Origin of the sequence: Kosakonia quasisacchari, from assembly GCF_004331415.1 — a bacterium.
GTDB lineage: Bacteria > Pseudomonadota > Gammaproteobacteria > Enterobacterales > Enterobacteriaceae > Kosakonia > Kosakonia quasisacchari.
Window position 1 is genome coordinate 106,749 of record NZ_SJOP01000001.1, and the last position, 18,877, is coordinate 125,625.

At 50.8% G+C, this 18,877-nt stretch carries 19 protein-coding genes; 10 read left to right on the top strand and 9 right to left on the bottom strand.

Annotation, left to right across the window (positions count from 1 at the left end; genetic code table 11):
• The first annotated feature begins 154 nt into the window (after window positions 1-154).
• Both E0L21_RS00535 and E0L21_RS00540 read left to right on the top strand, forming a co-directional pair.
• Window positions 155-2,041, top strand: a complete 1,887-nt coding sequence (locus E0L21_RS00535; protein ID WP_131406124.1) for a beta-glucoside-specific PTS transporter subunit IIABC — start codon at window positions 155-157, stop codon at window positions 2,039-2,041.
• 202 nt (window positions 2,042-2,243) lie between these two features.
• Window positions 2,244-3,827, top strand: a complete 1,584-nt coding sequence (locus tag E0L21_RS00540; protein WP_235855185.1) for a carbohydrate porin — start codon at window positions 2,244-2,246, stop codon at window positions 3,825-3,827.
• 108 nt (window positions 3,828-3,935) lie between these two features.
• On the opposite strand, the gene E0L21_RS00545 is transcribed toward E0L21_RS00540, so the two are convergent.
• The 3 genes from E0L21_RS00545 to E0L21_RS00555 all read right to left on the bottom strand — a co-directional run bounded on the left by E0L21_RS00545 (window position 3,936) and on the right by E0L21_RS00555 (window position 5,893).
• Window positions 3,936-4,340, bottom strand: coding sequence for an H-NS family histone-like protein (locus E0L21_RS00545; protein ID WP_017455745.1), 405 nt, complete (start codon window positions 4,338-4,340; stop codon window positions 3,936-3,938).
• 302 nt (window positions 4,341-4,642) lie between these two features.
• A complete protein-coding gene (locus E0L21_RS00550) occupies window positions 4,643-4,933 on the bottom strand; it encodes a hypothetical protein (protein ID WP_131406126.1) in 291 nt (96 codons plus the stop codon).
• Between the two features lie 9 nt (window positions 4,934-4,942).
• On the bottom strand, window positions 4,943-5,893 hold the full coding sequence (locus E0L21_RS00555) for a hypothetical protein (protein ID WP_131406127.1): 951 nt from the start codon (window positions 5,891-5,893) through the stop codon (window positions 4,943-4,945).
• A 143-nt stretch (window positions 5,894-6,036) separates the two neighbouring features.
• Between E0L21_RS00555 and E0L21_RS25360 the strand changes: the two genes are divergently transcribed.
• The gene (locus E0L21_RS25360) at window positions 6,037-6,162 is read left to right on the top strand and encodes a hypothetical protein (RefSeq protein WP_268886885.1); all 126 of its coding nucleotides are present in this window, start codon (window positions 6,037-6,039) and stop codon (window positions 6,160-6,162) included.
• Between the two features lie 160 nt (window positions 6,163-6,322).
• Here E0L21_RS25360 and E0L21_RS00560 read toward each other — a convergent pair whose 3' ends face one another.
• Window positions 6,323-7,228, bottom strand: coding sequence for a LysR family transcriptional regulator (locus E0L21_RS00560; protein WP_131406128.1), 906 nt, complete (start codon window positions 7,226-7,228; stop codon window positions 6,323-6,325).
• 165 nt (window positions 7,229-7,393) lie between these two features.
• Between E0L21_RS00560 and E0L21_RS00565 the strand changes: the two genes are divergently transcribed.
• The 6 genes from E0L21_RS00565 (at window position 7,394) to E0L21_RS00585 (ending at window position 11,905) form a co-directional block, all read left to right on the top strand.
• Complete coding sequence (locus tag E0L21_RS00565; protein ID WP_131406129.1) at window positions 7,394-8,143, top strand: glucose 1-dehydrogenase; 750 nt, start codon at window positions 7,394-7,396, stop codon at window positions 8,141-8,143.
• A 54-nt stretch (window positions 8,144-8,197) separates the two neighbouring features.
• Window positions 8,198-8,563, top strand: coding sequence for a nuclear transport factor 2-like protein (locus tag E0L21_RS00570; RefSeq protein WP_131406130.1), 366 nt, complete (start codon window positions 8,198-8,200; stop codon window positions 8,561-8,563).
• 54 nt (window positions 8,564-8,617) lie between these two features.
• Window positions 8,618-8,770 (top strand): hypothetical protein, encoded by a 153-nt coding sequence (locus E0L21_RS24900; RefSeq protein WP_165501860.1) that lies wholly within the window; start codon window positions 8,618-8,620, stop codon window positions 8,768-8,770.
• A gap of 138 nt (window positions 8,771-8,908) precedes the next feature.
• Window positions 8,909-9,874: a fatty acid desaturase gene (locus E0L21_RS00575; RefSeq protein WP_131406131.1), complete on the top strand. Its 966-nt coding sequence runs from the start codon at window positions 8,909-8,911 to the stop codon at window positions 9,872-9,874.
• A complete protein-coding gene (locus tag E0L21_RS00580) occupies window positions 9,840-10,658 on the top strand; it encodes a phosphate/phosphite/phosphonate ABC transporter substrate-binding protein (RefSeq protein ID WP_131406132.1) in 819 nt (272 codons plus the stop codon). Before E0L21_RS00575 ends, E0L21_RS00580 begins: the two co-directional genes overlap by 35 nt.
• A gap of 155 nt (window positions 10,659-10,813) precedes the next feature.
• Window positions 10,814-11,905, top strand: a complete 1,092-nt coding sequence (locus E0L21_RS00585; RefSeq protein WP_131406133.1) for an NADH:flavin oxidoreductase/NADH oxidase — start codon at window positions 10,814-10,816, stop codon at window positions 11,903-11,905.
• Between the two features lie 51 nt (window positions 11,906-11,956).
• Here E0L21_RS00585 and E0L21_RS00590 read toward each other — a convergent pair whose 3' ends face one another.
• From E0L21_RS00590 to E0L21_RS00610, 5 genes are all read right to left on the bottom strand, one after another.
• Window positions 11,957-12,154 carry a hypothetical protein gene (locus E0L21_RS00590; RefSeq protein WP_131406134.1) on the bottom strand — a complete coding sequence of 66 codons (198 nt, stop codon included), beginning with the start codon at window positions 12,152-12,154 and terminating at the stop codon, window positions 11,957-11,959.
• Window positions 12,155-12,315: 161 nt separating this feature from the next.
• Entirely contained in the window at window positions 12,316-13,980 is a 1,665-nt protein-coding gene (locus E0L21_RS00595) for a methyl-accepting chemotaxis protein (protein WP_131406135.1), read from the bottom strand.
• 453 nt (window positions 13,981-14,433) lie between these two features.
• Complete coding sequence (locus tag E0L21_RS00600) at window positions 14,434-14,892, bottom strand: DUF3828 domain-containing protein (RefSeq protein ID WP_131406136.1); 459 nt, start codon at window positions 14,890-14,892, stop codon at window positions 14,434-14,436.
• 105 nt (window positions 14,893-14,997) lie between these two features.
• Window positions 14,998-16,707 carry a pectate lyase gene (locus E0L21_RS00605; RefSeq protein ID WP_131406137.1) on the bottom strand — a complete coding sequence of 570 codons (1,710 nt, stop codon included), beginning with the start codon at window positions 16,705-16,707 and terminating at the stop codon, window positions 14,998-15,000.
• A 73-nt stretch (window positions 16,708-16,780) separates the two neighbouring features.
• On the bottom strand, window positions 16,781-17,482 hold the full coding sequence (locus E0L21_RS00610; RefSeq protein ID WP_131406138.1) for an oligogalacturonate-specific porin KdgM family protein: 702 nt from the start codon (window positions 17,480-17,482) through the stop codon (window positions 16,781-16,783).
• A gap of 812 nt (window positions 17,483-18,294) precedes the next feature.
• On the opposite strand from E0L21_RS00610, the gene E0L21_RS00615 reads away from it, so the two are divergent.
• Window positions 18,295-18,831 (top strand): helix-turn-helix transcriptional regulator, encoded by a 537-nt coding sequence (locus E0L21_RS00615; RefSeq protein ID WP_131406139.1) that lies wholly within the window; start codon window positions 18,295-18,297, stop codon window positions 18,829-18,831.
• The last annotated feature ends 46 nt before the right edge of the window (window positions 18,832-18,877 follow it).

Here is an 18,877-nt window from a genome sequence, read left to right on the forward strand (position 1 = left end):
CCAGAGAAATTCTGGGCGAGACCTGGATAAAGCAGTGTGTTTTCACACTATTTTATCCAGGTTTTTTTTTGCTTTTTTCCAGCTGGCCAGCGGATGCAGGCAACACCAGGGTGACCTGATTATTACTGTCGTTTGTGAAACGGGAAGTCTCATTATGAATAGCAAAGTACTGGCAGAGAATATTCTGCAGCTGGTAGGTGGGGAGAGCAACGTTGCGACGCTGGTGCATTGCGCAACGCGTTTACGCTTTAAAATTATCGATAACAGCAAAGTGCGGTTGGCCGAACTCGAAGCGCTGGACGGCGTCATTACCGTGGTGAATGGCTCGGGCCAATTACAGGTGGTAATTGGCAACCGAGTGCCAGAGGTGTTCCGCGCGTTTGGCGCGATCTCCGCATTACTGGAGGATGATAAAAAGAAACAGCCTGTCGAACAGGCGCAAAATAATGCCTCGCTGCTAGGTCGTTTGATTGATTTGGTCGCCGGGATTTTCACGCCTTTATTAGGTGCGATGGCCGCAGCCGGTGTACTAAAAGGCGCGCTGGCGATTGTGCTGGCGGCCGGATGGCTGAGCAATAAAGAGAGCACCTATATCATTTTGCATGCCGCATCCGACAGCCTGTTCTACTTTCTGCCGATGCTGTTGGCCATCACCTCTGCACGTAAATTTGAAACCAATATTTTTGTTGCCGTGTCGATCGCGGGAGCGCTCATTTACCCCAGCATTCAAGGGTTATTTGATGGTGGTCAGCCGGTGAGTTTTTTTGGTCTGCCGGTGGTGATGATGAAATATACCGGTTCGGTAATCCCGATTATTTTCAGCGTCTGGCTGATGTCGATAATTGAGCGCTTCCTTAATCGCCATATTCATGAAAGCGTGCGCAATATTCTGACGCCGTTTTTCCTGCTGACATTGATGGTGCCGCTGACGTTAATGACCATCGGGCCGATTGGCATTTCGATCAGTGAGGTTGTCGCGTCTTTATTTGTTTCGATTTACGGCTTCAACCCGATTATTGCCAGCGCGCTGATGGCTGCTGCCTGGCAGGTGCTGGTGATTTTTGGCGTACATTGGGGCTTTGTTACCGTCTTTATCAACGACATTTCGGTAATGGGACACAGTTTTCTCAAAGCTGCCTCCAGCCCCTCGGTTTTCGCCCAGTCCGGTGCGTTACTGGCGGTGATGCTGAGAGCGAAAGACAAAAAGCTGAAAGCGCTGGCGGGCAGTACCTTTATTGCCTCGTTGTTCGGCATCACCGAACCGGGTGTCTACGGCGTCACGTTGAAACTGAAAAAACCGTTTATCTGCGCGGTGATCGCGGCGGCTTTTGGTGGTGCGGTGGTGGGGTATGCCAAAAGCTCGGCAATTTCAATGGGAATGCCTGGGTTGCTGACGCTGCCTATTTTCTATGGCGATGGTTTTATCGGCTTTCTTATTGGCTGCGCCGTCGCGTTTATTGGCAGCCTGGTGCTGACGCTGATTGTTGGTTTTGACGAACCTTCCGTGCAAGCGATACCTGACGCGTCGGCAAGTGGAAAAAAGAATACCGTGCATCAACCGGTGGCACCGAAAACCGCTGCGCTGGCTCCTGAGCAGATTACCGCACCGGTTTCTGGCGCGTTAATCCCACTGACTGAAGTGGATGACAACGTCTTTTCGGCAGGTATTGTCGGGCCGGGCTTTGCCATTATTCCGGATGAAGGGCGGGTTTATTCCCCGGTCGACGGCCAGATTGCCAGCACCTTTGCCAGCGGCCATGCCATTGGCATTCGCTCCACGGCAGGCGCGGAAATACTGATCCACGTCGGGATAAATACCGTGCAACTTGAGGGGCAATATTTCCATATGCAGGTGAATGAAGGCGATGAAGTCAAAAAAGGCCAGCTTCTGCTGACATTCGATCTCGATGAAATTAAGCAGGCGGGTTATGACACGGTGACGCCGGTGGTCATCACCAACAGCGAAGCCTGGCGCGAATTACACATTAGCGATAAATCCCATTCCCGCTTTGGCGAGCCGGTCATGGCGCTATTGGTATAACTCTCGCTACTCGCGGGAGGCTATTTGCGGTGAGGGCGGTTGTCGCCGCAACCTATTAAAAAACGTGTTTATGCGTTAATTGAACTACCCCCACAGGACGTTACTGATTTTATTCAGGCGAGACCTGCAACTGACGGAGCATTTTCCGCCGGTTGCGGGTCTTTTTGTTTTCTGGGGGCAATACCGAGGGGAACTCATGAAGATGAACAACATAATTTCTAAAAAGACGTGTATTGCCGTGGCGTTATTATCCTGTTACGGCGCAAGCAACGGGGCAACGGCGCAGCAGCTTACACTTGAACAGCGCATGGCGGCGCTGGAAGCGCAGTTGCGCGTTACGCAGCAGAAATTGCAAGCCTATGAAGAAAAAGATCACGCGCAGCAGCGCAACGTTGCCTCGTCAGCCGTGCCTGTAGCGCAATCTAGTGCGACGGTGCAGGCGACGGCAGTACAAGCGAAAACGGAGCCGGAGCTATCGCCAGGGACACTGAAAAAAATAAGCCAATATGTGCAGGACGATACCGGCTTTAAATATTCCGGCTATTTCCGCTCGGGGTGGGCAACCACCACCAATGGCGGACCAAAATCCTGGGCAGTGGGCTCGCTTGGGCGTTTTGGTAACGAATATGACGGTTGGTATAACTTGTCCTTAAAAAAACGGGCATGGCGCGATGGCGATAAATCTATCTGGGCGAACGTGCAATTTGAGGGCGATCTCGGGTTAACCCAGAGCAATGAATCCTTTGAAAAAGGGATGTCCGGTGGCGGTATGGGCAAATTGAGTAAGCTCTATGTTGAAGGCAACGGGCTCCTTCCTTTTGCGCCAGAGGCGTCGGTGTGGGTGGGGAAACATACGCTGCTACAATATGAAATTCAGCTTCTGGACTGGAAAAGCAATCGCACACTTTCCGGTGCCGGTGTAGGGATAGAAAACTGGAAGCTGCCGGTTGGCGCACTCAGTATGGCAATAACGCGGAACGATATTGATAACTACAGCACGGTCTGTGCCGCAGGTTCTTCCAGCTGTAGCGATACCACGCAGGTTAACGTCAATATCGCTGAAGTTCGCTACAAAAACCTCCCTGTCACAGAAAATACGATGCTGGAGTTGGGGGCAAAATATGCGTTTGCTAACCAGACGGATGAGCAGAAAAAAGCGCAGGCGGATAATGACTATTATCAGGTGAAATCTTCCTGGCTTGGACAGGCGATTTTGCGTAACCCGATTCTGAAAGGCTCAAATGAATTGACGTTGCAAGTGGCAAATAACTCCCTTGCCAGCCAGTTTATGAATATTTCCAGCGCCAATCCGGATTTTGATTACAACAGTTCTTACTACGGTATTCACAGCGGCGGTATTGGTTGGCGGTTAGTGGATCAGGGGGAGTTCTATCTGGGTGAGAAGATAATCATGGCACACGCGCTGGTGTATGGTCGCGGCCACGATCTTTACTCGACATATACCGGGGCGCATACGGACTTTACCACCGCCCGTGCAGTTATTCGTCCGTCATGGATCTGGAACCAAAACATGCAGACTGCGCTGGAGTTGGGGTATTTCACACAGAAAAATCGTGTCAATAATTCCGCATGGGATGAATCTGGTTATAAGGTGACGCTGGCGCAGGTGTATAAAGTGGATACCAGCATTCTTAATTCCCGACCGGAATTTCGCCTCTATAGTACTTACCTGAAAGCGTTAGAACATGAGATCGATAGCCAGACCTTTAACGACGGTAAGGATTATCAAATAAGTTTTGGTGTGCAGGCTGAAGTGGTCTTTTAAACGACAAAAACAGAATCCCCGCCGGAACGGCGGGGAACAATAACGCATGCAGATGTTGCGTTAGAAAGCGATAAAAATGCAGGGTGGGATAAAGAAAACCCTTTATTTTTAGATGGCAAAATCTTCCAGTTTTTTACCGTCTTCCAGTGCCTTGGCAATCACTTTCGGTGTGCGGCCCTGACCGGTCCAGCTTTTTTCCGTGCCGTCTTCATCAATATACTTATATTTGGCAGGGCGCGGCGCACGAACAGATTTTGATTTCGTCGTTTGTCCTTTCAGCGAGGATAAAAGTTCGGTTGGATCGATACCTTCATCCAGCAGTTTTTGACGAAACGCAGCCAGCTTGGCTTCTTTCTCTTCTTGTTCTTTACGTAGAGAAGATTCTTCTTCACGACGTTCTTCAACAACAACTGACAGTTTTTCAAGCATCTCTTCAAGAGCTTCAAGGGTAAGCTCACGGGCCTGAACTCGCAGGGTGCGAATGTTATTAAGTGATTTAAGTGCTTCTGACATAGCGTCACTCCGTGTGCGGAAAAATGAATAATCTATCGGAATTAATTTTTAGTGATAATGACATAAAAATCAATACGGAATTATAGGTTTTAGCAAATATATATGTGATTGTGCAACCCTATGACTTTGTAGGTATCTTGCTAAGCGTAATTTAGTAACAATGCGGCATTAAAAAAGCCACAGAATTTAAGGGTTATTTTTATCGGAATCGTTAGTAAATGCCGCTTGTTCATCATGAAATAACCTATATCTTTGCATTGACTTTCGCTTGCCAGGGGCAGATTTTTCTTAACGATGGGGCATTACAGGTATAGCGCCTGTTTCAAACGGTAAAAGTTATCTCTGAACTGACGCGTTTTTTCTTTTTGATTTGCGTTAGCGCAAGCGGCAATTTCAGCACTGCTAAATGTTTCATTAAACATGACCACATATTGATGACTCAGGTTTCTACACAATAGGTAGCTAAGAAATTTTGCCCGCGTCAGGCACTGTTGAGAATATTCTCGATTGGTGGCAAGCACGGCACGCTCAAGTTCATATCGGAAGTCATAAAAATCCACCTTATTGACCGTCAGTTGTAGTTTCTTTTTCATACTCATCTTTTAATTACAGACAGTAATAATTGCGTTAGTGGATATCGCTTGTTGCGGCGCACGTAGCGTGTCGCATAAATGATGGGGGGCGTGTTTTATCCTGCTAGCGTGCTTCGCTGATATTAAACTGAAACTGTTAAGCGTTATCGCCATCCTATTTTTTACAGGACTCAGTCTGCGAGAAAACGAGCGGTAACATGGAATGCAATGCGCAACCTGTGCAATAACGGATAGGCTAAAACGCCCCGGTGTTACGTTTTGGGGCTTAGTAAAACGGATCTTCACGACCAGGTTGGGGGATATTGGGTTCTCCGCGGGTTCAAAATAGCCGGTGCGTTCGCGGCGTGCATTTTGTGACACCGTACTTTCCCGTTGTGTATTCCCCTGTTGCCAGGTGTCGTCATATTTACCGGACAATGTTCTGATCTCCATTTCTACGTGGGCGTTAGTTGCGCCGCCGTAGGTTTTACCTTCCCGAGTCTCGCCGTCCAGGCGGTGTTGAATCAGTGCACTGTTGATGACTGTATTGGTCGCCTGGTCGCGCTCACCTTTGGTGATATTCAACGACTTTATATCCGGCATCGGACAAACCTGACTGGCATTAATGGTAAAACATGCATAAGCGTGCTCGCGATAATCACTACTCAGTGTTTCACTGTTCGCTTGGCGTTTTTGTCGTGGGTATTTCCGTTCGGCGATAACTTTCCGCCACGGAACTGGCGCGCGTAATTGCCGCTGGTTTCGCTCTATTTCCTTACTAACAGTTTGGTTAACCCTCATTCGGGTTTGTACAATTTTGGCGGATATGGCTTCTTCTCTGGTTTTTACAAGCCCAGGACGCAGCGCGTCGACACGTAGTTGCTCTGCAGAACGAATGGTGTTGATTTTATATGTGGATGTGGCGTGAAGCCTAAAAGGAGAAACCGCGAATCCAGCGATAATTTTGCATTTTTTCAACATGACGTTTCGTCTAAAAGGGAGAGCAACGCGCGCGGTTGCTGGCTTTGGTTATGAGTCGTTTCTTAAGTAAATAGAGTTTGCGCACCATAAGCTGAATGAAGCGGCAGGATCACATTTAATTATGATGGAAGAATGGAGGAAGAATGGATATCTGGCACAACAGGGAAGCCATGTTCACTGCGGAATTTTATAGGGTTATGAAGCCTATTTTGTCGCTTACAGATAAATCTAACGCGGCGATGTATGTTGTGGTGAAAAACCACGGCTAAAAGCCATTTTTCAGGCGTAACGAGGCTGCGTGCAGCCACGGCTATTATTTACGCCAGCAACGTAAGAGAGGTTATTTGCATGACGGGAATGGATATTGCGTTCAGCGTGTTTCCACGATGTTTACGCGGTGCCATTTATCTACTCAGGCTTATTTTGTGGTTATTTGCTCACTCGCTGGGGAAATATCTCCAACAGCCAGTCAATAAAAACACGTAGACGATGAGTAACGTGGCGGTTTTGTGGATACACCACATGAAAAGGGTACGGCTCTGGTCGCCATGGGCGCAGGATCTCCACCAGCGTGCCTGCTTTTAGCGCTACACCGAGTGAGTAACTGAAGGTCTGGATAATCCCTAATCCCGCCAACCCGGCGGCAAGATGCGCATTGCTCTCATTAATACCAATCCGGTGCGCAACTTTAATTTCAGTTTTTTCGCCATCGCGCTCAAAACGCAACGGGAAAGCCCTGCCGGTTTGCGGCGAAAGGTAGCTGACCAGTCGGTGGCCGTTCTTTAGCTCGTCCGGGTAAGCAGGCGTACCAAATGTTTTCAAATATTCCGGCGTTGCACAGGTGATGAGTGTGGCGGAGCCAATGCGGCGGGCAATCAGCGAGGAGCTATCCAGTGGCCCGCCACGGATCACGCAATCCACATTATCGCTGATCAAATCCACGGCTCGGTCGGCAACGCCTAAATCGAGGCGAATATCTGGATAACGCGCCAGAAAATCCGGCAGCGCGGGGATCAACACATCTTTCGCCGTGGAGCCGCCAATATCGACGCGAAGCTGCCCGCCTGGCGTGCCGCGTGCGGCATTGAACGATCCGTCGACATCTTCGAGATCGCGCAGAATACGGGTCGTTTTTTCATAATAGTCGCGCCCTTCCGGAGTCACCGTTACGCGACGGGTGGTGCGCTGCAATAACCGCACGCCAAGGTGCGCTTCCAGCTCTTGCACCAGTTTGCTCAATGTCGCGTTGGGCATCTCCAGCGAATCTGCCGCGCGGGTAAAGTTTCCCGCTTCGACCACGCGGGCGAAAGCGCGTATTGCCAGTAATTGATCCATGCGAGTTCCTCCGTCGGTGTGAGGTTGATTATACACAGCAGTGAATAGTCATTTTCATTTTTCGGTATTTTTCAATAAAACCGTGAAAGGTAGAGTAGCGCCATACCTGAGACGGCAACCTGGTTTGCCGTAGGAATATCCCTTAACTGAACCGAGGATGAGAACATGAGTACACAACTGAATGGCAAAATCGCACTGGTAACTGGTGGGACAAGCGGCATTGGTCTGGCGACTGCACAAGAACTGGTAGAGCAGGGCGCGCGCGTCTTTATTACTGGTCGTCGGCAGGCGGAGCTGGACGCAGCAGTTGAACGCATTGGTTCCAGCGCTACAGGGATTCGTGCCGATGCTTCGGTAATGGCGGATCTTGACGCTGTCTTTGCCCAGATTGCGAAAAGCGCCGGGCGGCTCGACATTCTGTTTGCCAACGCGGGTGGCGGCGATATGTTGCCGCTGGGGGCGATTACCGAAGAACATTTCGACCGCATTTTCGCCACCAACGTGCGCGGCGTGCTGTTTACCGTGCAAAAAGCACTGCCGCTGTTGGTGAATGGCGCATCGATTATTCTCACCGGCTCGACGACATCAGTGAAAGGCACCGCCAGTTTCAGCGTTTACAGCGCCAGCAAAGCGGCGGTTCGTAACTTTGCCCGCTCGTGGGCGCTGGATCTGCAAGGTCGCGGTATCCGCGTTAACGTGGTCAGCCCGGGGCCTGTCCGCACGCCAGGTTTGGGTGATCTGGTGCCGGATGAGCATCGTCAGGGCTTGTTTGACGCGCTGGCAGCCCAGGTTCCGTTGGGCCGTTTAGGTGAACCGCAAGAGATTGGCAAAGTGGTGGCGTTTCTCGCGTCGGACGCTTCCAGCTTTATCAATGGCGCTGAGCTGTTCGTTGATGGCGGCATGGCGCAGATTTAATTCACCACGCCGGGCTGGCCGTCGCTGTGCCAGCCCGTAACGCAGGAGCAGAACATGCACGCTTCAGCACTTTTGGTCGCTCAGCAGCTGATCGACAAGCATTTTGTTATCTGGAATGGCGCGCACCCTGAACAACAGATCGCCACCTTTTCTGAGGTCTATACCGATGATTTTTTCGTTGCGGATTACGCCGATGTGGCAACTGGATACCAGAACGTTGCGGCACTGATTTCTCGTGTGCAACGTGAGCATCCTGGGTTTTCGTTCACACCTGATTCGGTGACGTGGAACCATGGTTTAGGGCGCGTTACCTGGGGTTATGGCCCGCAGGAAAATCCGAACCTGATACGCGGCGAAGATATTTTCACCGTGCGCGATGGTCGGCTTGCCAGCATTTGGGTATTTATCAACACGCCGTAACGATGCGACACGCAGTGAAACCGCGCATAATTCATCGCCCGTTAAGGAAGCAGCATGAACGCCTCTGCAAGTCTGCACTTTTCCAGCGCCGACCATGACAAACTGCCAGCTACAGGCGTGTGGTTAGCGTTTACTATCGCGTTCACCCGAGGCAGGCACACCCTTATTGATGCCGTGGTGCCAGAGGGGCCAGCGGCAACAGGTTGATGATCCGCGTGGCAAAGTGGTCTGAGATGCCGCCGTATTAAGCGATTTTCAGCAATAGCTAAGCCATTTAAATACTTTGTTATTTCCGGCGTTCTCTCACATCGTGGCGACATGAGAATGCGGGGAGTGAACGAGTGAATGGCGACAAGCAGCGCGGTTTATTTAAATGAACAACAGCGAGCAGCCGTCCGGCGGTTATCGCGCAGTTGGCTGTGGCGCAGCGAGCTGCCGACCTGGCTGGTGATTGTTACCGTATATGGCGGTTGGTTCGGTACGCTCGCACACTGGAAAACGCTCGGCCTGCTGCCTGCAACCGCACTTTTGATCCTCTTCACCACCTGGTATTTGTCGGTGCAGCATGAGCTCATCCATGGGCACCCCACGCGCTGGGTGAGGTTTAACCAATTATTGGGGTTAATGCCGCTGGCGGTGTGGTATCCGTACGGGATCTATCGTGATTCACACCTGGCTCACCACCGCACACACTTGCTGACGTTGCCGGAGGATGACCCGGAATCCTACTATTTTTCCACTCAACACTGGCATCGCCTGACTCGCTGGCAGCGAAAACTGATTCAGTTGCGTAACACCTTTGCTGGCCGTTTACTGCTTGCTCCGGCGCTGGATATTGCGCACTTGCTGGCGGGAATGGTGGCGGCGTTTCGCTTGCGGCAAGGTAAAACCATGCTGATGTGGCTGGTACACGTTGCGCTGTTGGTTGTGACCTTCGCCTGGCTTATCCACTGTGATTTTTCCATTGTTTGGTTTGTGCTGATGGTCAGCTACCCGGCGCTGGCTATCACGAAAGTCCGTTCTTTTCTCGAACACCGCGCAGCAGATGATCCGTTAGCGCGTTCGGTGATCAATGAAGCCGCGTGGCCGTGGCGTCTGCTGTTTCTTAACCTCAACTACCATTCCGTGCATCACGATCTGCCCGCTGTGCCGTGGTACGGCTTGCGAACGGTTTACCTGCGTGACAAAGCAGCGTACCAGCAACGCAATAGCGGGTTTCTGGTGCGCGGCTATAGTGAATGGTTACGACGGTTTTTCTTTACCCCGGTAGAGGTCAATGCACACCCTGCAAGCAAAGTACGCAGTGAATAACCTTTCCCTGCCGATGTATAACGTCGCACCACCAGAAACAGCAGCGCTGGGTCAGGCTTTGTGTGAACTGCTGGCGGAACGCGGGCTACAGGCGCAGCAACTCTGGCCGCAAGGCGATCTGCTTGCCCACTGGCGGCGTGATGATGTGCTGCTCAGCCAGACCTGCGGCTACCCGCTGGTTACGCAATTACCGAATGTGCAGCTTGTTGGCTGCTTCCACTATCTTGCGTCGGGCTGTGAAGGTTTTCGCTATCGCAGCCTGCTGGTGGCGCGTGATGAGGATCGCGGTACTTCGCTCGCGGATTTTCGCGGGCGTCGCGTGGTGTGTAATTCCGCCGATTCGCAATCAGGTTATAACGTGCTGCGTTATCTGGTTTCGCAGCTTCCGGGCGAAGGACGCTTTTTCGCCGATGCTCCCCATTTCAGCGGCAGCCACCGGCAATCGCTGGTGGCGCTGGGCAACCGTACGGCGGATATCGCTGCCATCGACTGCGTGACGTTGGCCTTATTGCAACGCGACGAACCCTCGCTGTTGCATGGGCTGTGTGTGATAGCGCAAAGCCCGTTAGCGCCGGGGTTACCGCTGATCACGGCGCAACACAGCAGCGCCGCCACGCTCGCATCTCTAAGAGAGGCGTTGCAGCAACTGGTCAGCGCCGCGCGTTTTGGTGAAATATGTGCCAGGGCGTTGATTGGTGGTTTTAGCGTGGTCGCACGACAAGACTATTCTTTGTTGTTGAGATGGCGGGATGAGGCCGCAGCCCGCGGCGTCACGCAGCTATAATTCGTCAGTCATTTCATTGTGTTATCAAAGGTAAATGCCGTGAAAAGGGCACGTGCCGCCAAAGACAAGCCCGGAAAATTGGCTGAAAGTCATGCAAACCATTCACACTGTTGCCGTCCGGGAGCGCCATTTGCGAAACCGGAAAAGGATGAGATATGAGCAAATTATTCACAGAAGTTAATATTGGTGACGTTGCGCTGGATAACCGCATCGTTATCGCCCCGATGTGCCAGTATTCTGCCGAGGAAGGGAAAGCGACCGCCTGGCATCGGATCCATTTAGGTAACCTGGCGCTCTCCGGTGCCGGGCTGCTGATCATCGAAGCCACCGCCGTTGAGCCGCAAGGGCGAATTTCGCCGCAGGATCTCGGCCTGTGGGATGACGAAACTGAGCAGGCGCTGCGCGTGGTGCTGGACGATATTCGCCAGTACTCGCCGGTGAAAATCGGCATCCAGCTTGGTCACGCCGGGCGTAAGGCGTCGGTCAGCGCGCCGTGGCTGGGCGGAAAACAGCTTTCGCCGCAAGAGGGCGGCTGGCAAACGATCTCTGCTTCCGCGCTGGTGCACGATCCAGCAGAACGCCCGCCGCTTGAAATGACGAAACAAGATTTGGCGCGGGTTAAACAAGCGTTTGTCGCCAGCGCCTTGCGTGCGGTGGCGTTGGGTATCGAGGTGATTGAAATCCACGCGGCGCACGGTTATTTGCTGCATCAGTTTCTCTCGCCGCTTTCCAACCAGCGCAGCGATGAGTATGGCGGCAGCCTTGAAAATCGCCTTCGTTTCACACAAGAGGTATTTCGCGCCGTGCGTGAAGCGGTACCGGCTTCCGTTGCCGTAGGCATTCGCATTTCGGCGACTGACTGGGTAGAAGGCGGATGGGATCTGGAACAATCGGTGGTGCTGACGAAAAAAATTGAATCCCTGGGCGGCGCGTATGTTCACGTCTCCAGCGGTGGGCTTTCACCGTTGCAAAGCATTAAGGTGACGGCGGGTTATCAGGTGCCGTTTGCCAACGCGTTGCGCCAGCAGACCCGTATGCCGGTTATCGCCGTGGGGTTGATTACCGAACCACAGCATGCAGAAGATATTTTGCAGCAAGGAGAGGCCGATCTTATCGCGCTGGCAAGAGGCGCGCTCTACGATCCACGCTGGCCGTGGCACGCCGCCGCCGCTTTGCACGGCGCGGTACATATCGCGCTGCAATACCGCCGTGCCGAACCGCACGGAGTGAAAGGAACGGTTAAATAAAGCATGAATCGGTGAGCTTGCCATTCCGTCAGGTTCACCGTTGTTGGTGCGCTACACCCCTTTACGCACCAACTCTGCCGCTTTGAGGAATACGTCATCTTCTACGCCATCGCCCCTGCTTCTGCCTTGCCGTTCAATCTCCTGCACGATGCTGTCACGGCTGATGGCTTTGCGTTCTGAAACGAGGCCGATCACGGCCGCGCCGATGGCTAATCCAATGAGTCCCGTGTGCTCATCATTGAACTTCATGCGTTATCCCTCCCGTATTTGTCTACAGAGAAATTTAGCACACCGATATATTTCCGCCATTTATCAAAATCACAGCGTAATAAGCATGATAGGTGATTGTAATACAAATAAAAAAGCCCGAAGCGCGAAGCTTCGGGCGTAGTGAAAGAACAGAAATGGACTCAGAAGGATTGCCAGTTATCGCGGCTTTCACCTGTTGATGTGGATGCCAGCGCCAGCTGCGGCGATTGACGTACCGTGCTTCTGCCCGGCTGCGTACCCCGGCGGTTCTCTTTCATGCCAGAATCAAACATGGCGATGGTTTTATTCAGGCGCTCAGCCTCTTTTTCCAGTGAGACGGCGTTAGCTTTCGCTTCCTGCACCAGCACGGCGTTTTGCTGTGTTACGCCGTCCATTTCGGTCATTGCCTGGCCAATCTGGTCGATACCACGGCTTTGTTCATCGGAGGCGACGGAAATCTCCGTCATTAATTTATTCACATGTTCGATCGAGTTGATAATTACCGCCATTGCGCCACCGGCTTCCTGAACCTGTTCGGCCCCGGTTTTAACGCGGGAGACGGATTCATGAATCAGCGTTTCGATCTCTTTTGCCGCCTGTGCGCTGCGGCTTGCCAGCGCACGGACTTCACTGGCTACCACGGCAAATCCACGGCCTTGCTCCCCGGCACGTGCCGCTTCAACCGCCGCGTTCAGTGCCAGCAAATTGGTCTGGAACGAAATGCTGTTGATCACGTTGGTAATATCAGCAATTTTCTGCGAGCTTTCGGAAATCCCGTGCATGGTTTTCACCACGGTCGCGGTGATTTCGCCACCTTTTTGCGCGGTCTGCTGAGCGTTTTCCGTCAGTTTACGGGCTTCGCGCACGTTCTCCGCGTTGTTACGCACAGTTGAGGTGAGCTCTTCCATGCTGGCGGCGGTCTGTTGCAGCGCGGCCGCTTGCTGATCGGTACGCCCGGAAAGCTCCTCGTTGCCTTCTCTGATTTCATTCGTGCTGCGGTAAATGCTGGTCGAACTATCCTGAATAGTTTCCACCGTGGTTCTCAGGCTCTCTTGCATGGTGCGAATGAAGGGAATCAGTTGTCCGGGGCAGTTACGGCCAAATTCGTGCAATTCGTTACTCAGTTTACCGGCGGCCATGGTTTCCATGTGTTTTTGGATCATGCGCAGCGGTTTGACCAGGAAATTCACCAGGTAGCGGTCGGTGAGAAGCAGCGTGAGGATACCGGCAATTAAGGCGGCAGCGAGCACATATTTATTAAAGATCACCTGTTCCTGTGTTTGATCCAGTAAATCGTTGGACTGGATCGCTTGCGTGTATTTTTCCGCCGTTGCGCCAAACTGTACGCTCAGCGGCGGATAGGTTTTACGAAATAAGTCGCGAAAGGTATCCGGCTGTTTATTTTTGGCTGCATTCAGCATTGGTACAATGCCGTTGTTGAGCAGGGCGTCCCAGTCGCGGATCATTGCGGCAACGGTTTCACTATCGACACCTGGGTGCTGGCTGGCGCGAAACTTCGCCAGCATATCCTGGGTAATGGCCAGTGCTTTTTCAGCGGAGGCGAATGTTTTATTCGCATTTTCATCATCGCCGGTTTGCTGGTAATCCATGGCGCGCAGCATGCGGGTTACGGTGCGGAAATATTGATCATTTCCTTTCACCAACAAGGCGTAGACATTTTTTTGCCCGGCGTTTTGCGACAGTAATTGGTCAATGGTCGAAAAGTTGTGAAATGTCAGGACGGTTGCCAGTCCCCAAATAATGCTGAAAAGCGTTAAAATGATGAGCAGCATTTTGCGGATCGTTATGTCGCGAAGTATTTTCATGATGTGTCCCCGGTAATAGAAATTACCCTTCAGGTTGGCATTGGCCCAGCTCTCTGGCTATTTCACCCTCCATGACATTTTGACCAGAACGCGATTGGCGTTAATAAAACGGTCTTTTAACTTTTTGAAAAGATGTTCTATTTTATGGATGTTGATATCAATCAACTTAAATATAATTAATCAGAGTGTAGGATATTATTCCTGGACTTCGATCACATAAGTTATCTCAATAAATAATAAACATCCATTATTTTTCACCAATAACTTGAAAAGGTTATTTTGATCGTCTATCGATATTTTGATTTGAGTTAAGTGTTATTAAATTCAATTTGATGGTTATTTCTTAGTGGCCGGATAATAAGGTCGCTATCTTATTTAATCAGTGGGAAATAAAATTGCATGCTAATAATAAACGAGGGAAATGCCGGAGGAATATATCCGGCATCGCTGTGATTAATAAAGTTTTTGTTCGTAATTATCGGTGATATTGACCACGCGCCAGATCTTCCAGACGCCTGTTTCCTTACGCGTCCAGACCTGCAAATGTTGTGATTTATTCTCTTCTACACCGAGCCAGACATCGACCACCTGGCTGTTGCCGTTGGTTTTCGCCGGTGTGGTTTTCAGCCGGGGGATCCAATCCGGGGAGTAATCCTGGGTATAGGTGAAATAATCCGCGTCGAGAAACTCCTGTTCGGGCATCTCATACACTGTGGCAATGCGCGTCAACAATTTTTCCATCACCCAGGCCCGCATCTCGGGTTTTTGTACCATCTCTGGCGGGAGCGTGGTATCGAACGCATGCAAATAGTAATGATAAAAAGCCGCGACACTTTTCTGCGCATCCGTGGCGGGTGTGGCGCTGACGAAGGGAAGGTATAACGCGAAAAGTAAGCTCAAAGCGAATCGCATCGGGTATTCCTGTAAAGGCGTCATGATCGCCGCCAGAATACCATGTGAAGGGAAAAAGGATGCGGATGAAAACCTCTCACGGGCGCGCCGTGAGAGGTGAGGGGATCACTTTTTACCGTTAGGTTTCAACTGCTCACCCGGTTTGAGCATGAACAACTCATCATCGCGGGTGGAGTAGCGTACGGTCCCATCTGCCAGCAGATACGCGCCTTCGGTAAAGCCTGCGCCGTTGATGAATGGCGCGACCGCATCCAGTTTGCCGCGCATGGCCGCTTCCAGCGCCAGCAATGCATAAGGCGCGATATTGTCGACATTGGCATAAATGTACTGCGGCTCATCAACAAAGAAGTTATTCAGCCGTTTCGTCGCCAGAATATTGTCTGCCACCTTATCGGCCAGCGTCAGATAGCCTTTGTCGCCGGTGGATTGCCACAGATCGATCAGCGCAAAGATGGCATAGGGCTCGCTGTTTTTGGTGTTCAAATCCAGCTTGCTGTTTTTACCGCCCGGTTCACCGATATCACCCAGCCCCTGGCCTTTGGCAATGCCGCGCGCCACTTTCCACATCTCGGCATCCGGTGCCAGTGTCCAGGCGCGGGCATAAGAGAGCAGGAATTCGTTCCCCGCCGGATAAGGCTTTAACACCGTGCCTTTCTTGCCGTAATAACCGTCGCGTTTCAGCGTGTAGTTCGACAAGTCGGTGCCGTTTGCCAGCATCGGGCGGAAGGTGTTGGTTTTCTCATCATAGGCGTAATGCGCAAAGGCTTTCAGGCCATCAAGCGTCCACTTTTTGATGTCGTTGCCATCGGCACCCAGCGATTTTGCCAGCGCTAACTGCATCAGGGCGTTTTCGGAGTAGAGCGTGCTGGTGCGGCCTTTCAGCATCATGTTGCCTTCCAGCGCGTCGGCGCCAAACTCCGGTCCAAACTGGCGCTGCGCACGGTCGCCATACTTTGAGTTGGTATCGGTGTCGTCGGTGGTTTCGGCGCGTTTCAGCGCTTGCGTAAACTGATAAACACCCAACCCGGTCTTTTTATCGCGTGGCAATACATACTGTTCCGCCAACCGCTTCGCCCAGGTAAGCGCGCCTTTCTCGCCATCGTATTGATAAAGTAGCGAAGCAGAATAAATTAAGTCGTTGCCAGCATTAAGAAAACTCAGCCCTTTGGTGGCGAAGAACGGCGGTTGCTGTTCAAAGTGGCTGGCCCACAGTTTGCCCATCTCTTTGCCGTATTCGCCGTGGCGACTGGTTTCTAGAATTTTCCAGTCGTAAACATGTGCGTTCCAGAACGCGCGGATAAAGCGTGCGGTTGCCGGTTTGTCCACGGCAAACATCAAGTCGTAGTAGGGGTAGGCATTTTTCAGTTCATGGACCATCTCTTTTTCGCTTGGCCCTTGTGGCTCGAGCGTTTTCAGATCGATAAAACGGTGCCCGCCCCATAACAGCAGCCCGCTTTTGTCCTGGTAGTGCTGGAAGTAGTAACGGACATTATCTTCCGCCCGTTTTTTATACTTCGCGTCACCCGTCAGGTTGCTCAGGCCAACCAGCACGCGCATCAGATTCTGCTGCGCGGAGAAGTTCGACAGCACCGCCGTTTTTCCATCCGGAAAGACCCACTCCATCTGCTTACCAGTGCGTGGATCAACGCCATCCGCCAGCAGCGGCACATTGCTGTGATGTTTGTCACCGGCTTTATCGATGACCGTATCGGCAAACGCTTTGACGCTGCTTAATCGTGCACTCTCCTGCGCAAATGCCGTGCAGGAGAAGATACCGAGAAGACTGACCGCCAGTGCTATTTTTGACAGTTTCATTATTCGCCTCTTAGATAAAAATAAGGATTTCTACCGAAACCCTTATTTATGTTTGCTACCCTGCAATTATTTATTAGAAATTATATTTCACACCGACACGATAACGAGTCTGACGCTCATCGGTATATTTGCTACCGGAAACGTTGCCCACGGCAATATATGGCGACCAGTTTTTATCAAGTTTGTATGTCAGTTTGAGATCGTGCGTCCAGTCGTAGTTTTCATTATCTGCAATCAGCACGCCGGCGGACGTGGCGTGTTTGTAATCCAGTTCGTAATCGAGTTGGTAATCACCGAAAATTTTCCACGACACTGCGGCGGTCAGGTTATAGCCGTTTTCGCTGGTGTCTTTTGCCGTGCCGATGTTGTTGGAGTTACGTTTGAAATAGGGGCGGTAGCGCAGCGTTGCGCCAACATCATTGCTAAAGTTTACTTTGCCGCGCAGGTACGGGCGATAGTTGTTCGCCGTGGAGCTACTGTCGAGTGAGAAACCTGGCTCGATCTGGAAGGTGGGGTTAATTTTATAGACATAGCTGGCCACCACTTCGGTACCATTACTCACCGTCTCGTGATACGCCTTATCTTTATTTTGCGAACCTTTCCATTTGCCTTCCAGCGATAAACCAAAGCCGTTAGCAAAACGGTGCGACATTAATAAACGATCTTTGTGGTTATTACCGCCACTATCATTTAATTCATGGCGATAATCAAATGTTACCGCATGGGCGGCAATACTGATAAAAGGTACAGTAACTAATAACAAAGTGCGCAACATAATATCCCCTATTATTTATAGTCAAAAGGTACAAGATGTTCTCTGCGAAAAATGCAGATAGTTTTAATTCAAAGAGGAATGGTTAATTCGCTCTCATTGCAAGTTCATATAATTACCAAGCATAATAATTATGCCAAATATAGTTTCGTTGTCGTCATTATTGATAGCGACAGCAACGTTAATGCTACTTTTAAAGTGGCGTGTGGTGCCGGGTGCCTCCCGGTGAATTGGGTGCCGATCTCCCCAATCCGTCCATAAAAATGAAACTTTATTGAGAATGACCTCATATCAGCATGACCCCTCCGCTTAGGGGGATTCACCACACAAAATACGGTTTTGTCTGCATCAAGATATCTTTATCCTATCAACTGGAACGGACTTTTACACAATTTGAAATGATGTTTTGAGACTGAGATCGAACATTTAAAAGTAGAATAAAAATTATTCTTTAGCCGGTTATAAAGATAATCCTAATGATAATAAATCATTTAAAATCAATAAGTTAAATTGATTGCATACATAGGTGTATGTATGTGTTTTTGTATGGTTTGTAGTAGTAAATAAATAGCTGAATAAATTTATTCCTGGAATAAAAGACGAACATTTGACACAAAATGCAATACACTGGGCAAATCAGGGAGAGTACAGAAAGGAAAATCAGGGTGATTTATGTTGTTGCAAACTAAACAGACATTAAACGAGCCAGAATCACGCTTGATCTGACTGAACCCATCCCGCACATTCAGGAAAAAAGACCATGCCTCCGTTAACGGAGAGGAAAATAATAAAACATTACCCTCTGGAGTACCTACATGACTATCTACGGGAAGGATCGCCTTTTCATTTATGGTATTGAGAAAATACTCAGACAACTTAGCAGGGAAAAAGGTAGCCGTTTTTGCAATGGTGAACCCACAATATATGTCACCACGGGAATGGACATTGTGGAAATGTACTCGCTGTTTTTCTCCCGTCCGCCCGCGCACTACTCTATTTTCATCTCTTCAGAACGTCACTTTGACTCGCTGTCGCTGCTTTTTCCCGGCCTTGTGAAATTATGTCTGGCCGAAAGGTTACGCGTCGAAGAGCTGCGCCAGGCGCTGGAAGTGATGAGTCTGTTATCTGCACAGAATCAGCAGCCAGGTTACAACCACGGCGCATTTAAATTCACCAGCGCCGAACAGCAAATTATGCGCCTGCTGCTGCGTGGATATTCGGTGGAGGATATCGCCCGCATTCGCGGTGTTAGCCCGACTACCGTCAGTGTGCAGCGCAACGGTTTAATGAAGCGCACCGGCACCAAAAGTTTGCAGGCGCTTTGTTCGCTCTACACCGCAATGCGCGCATAAAAAAAGCGCCTGGCCGGCGCTTCACAACACAACCTGGTGCGGGCAA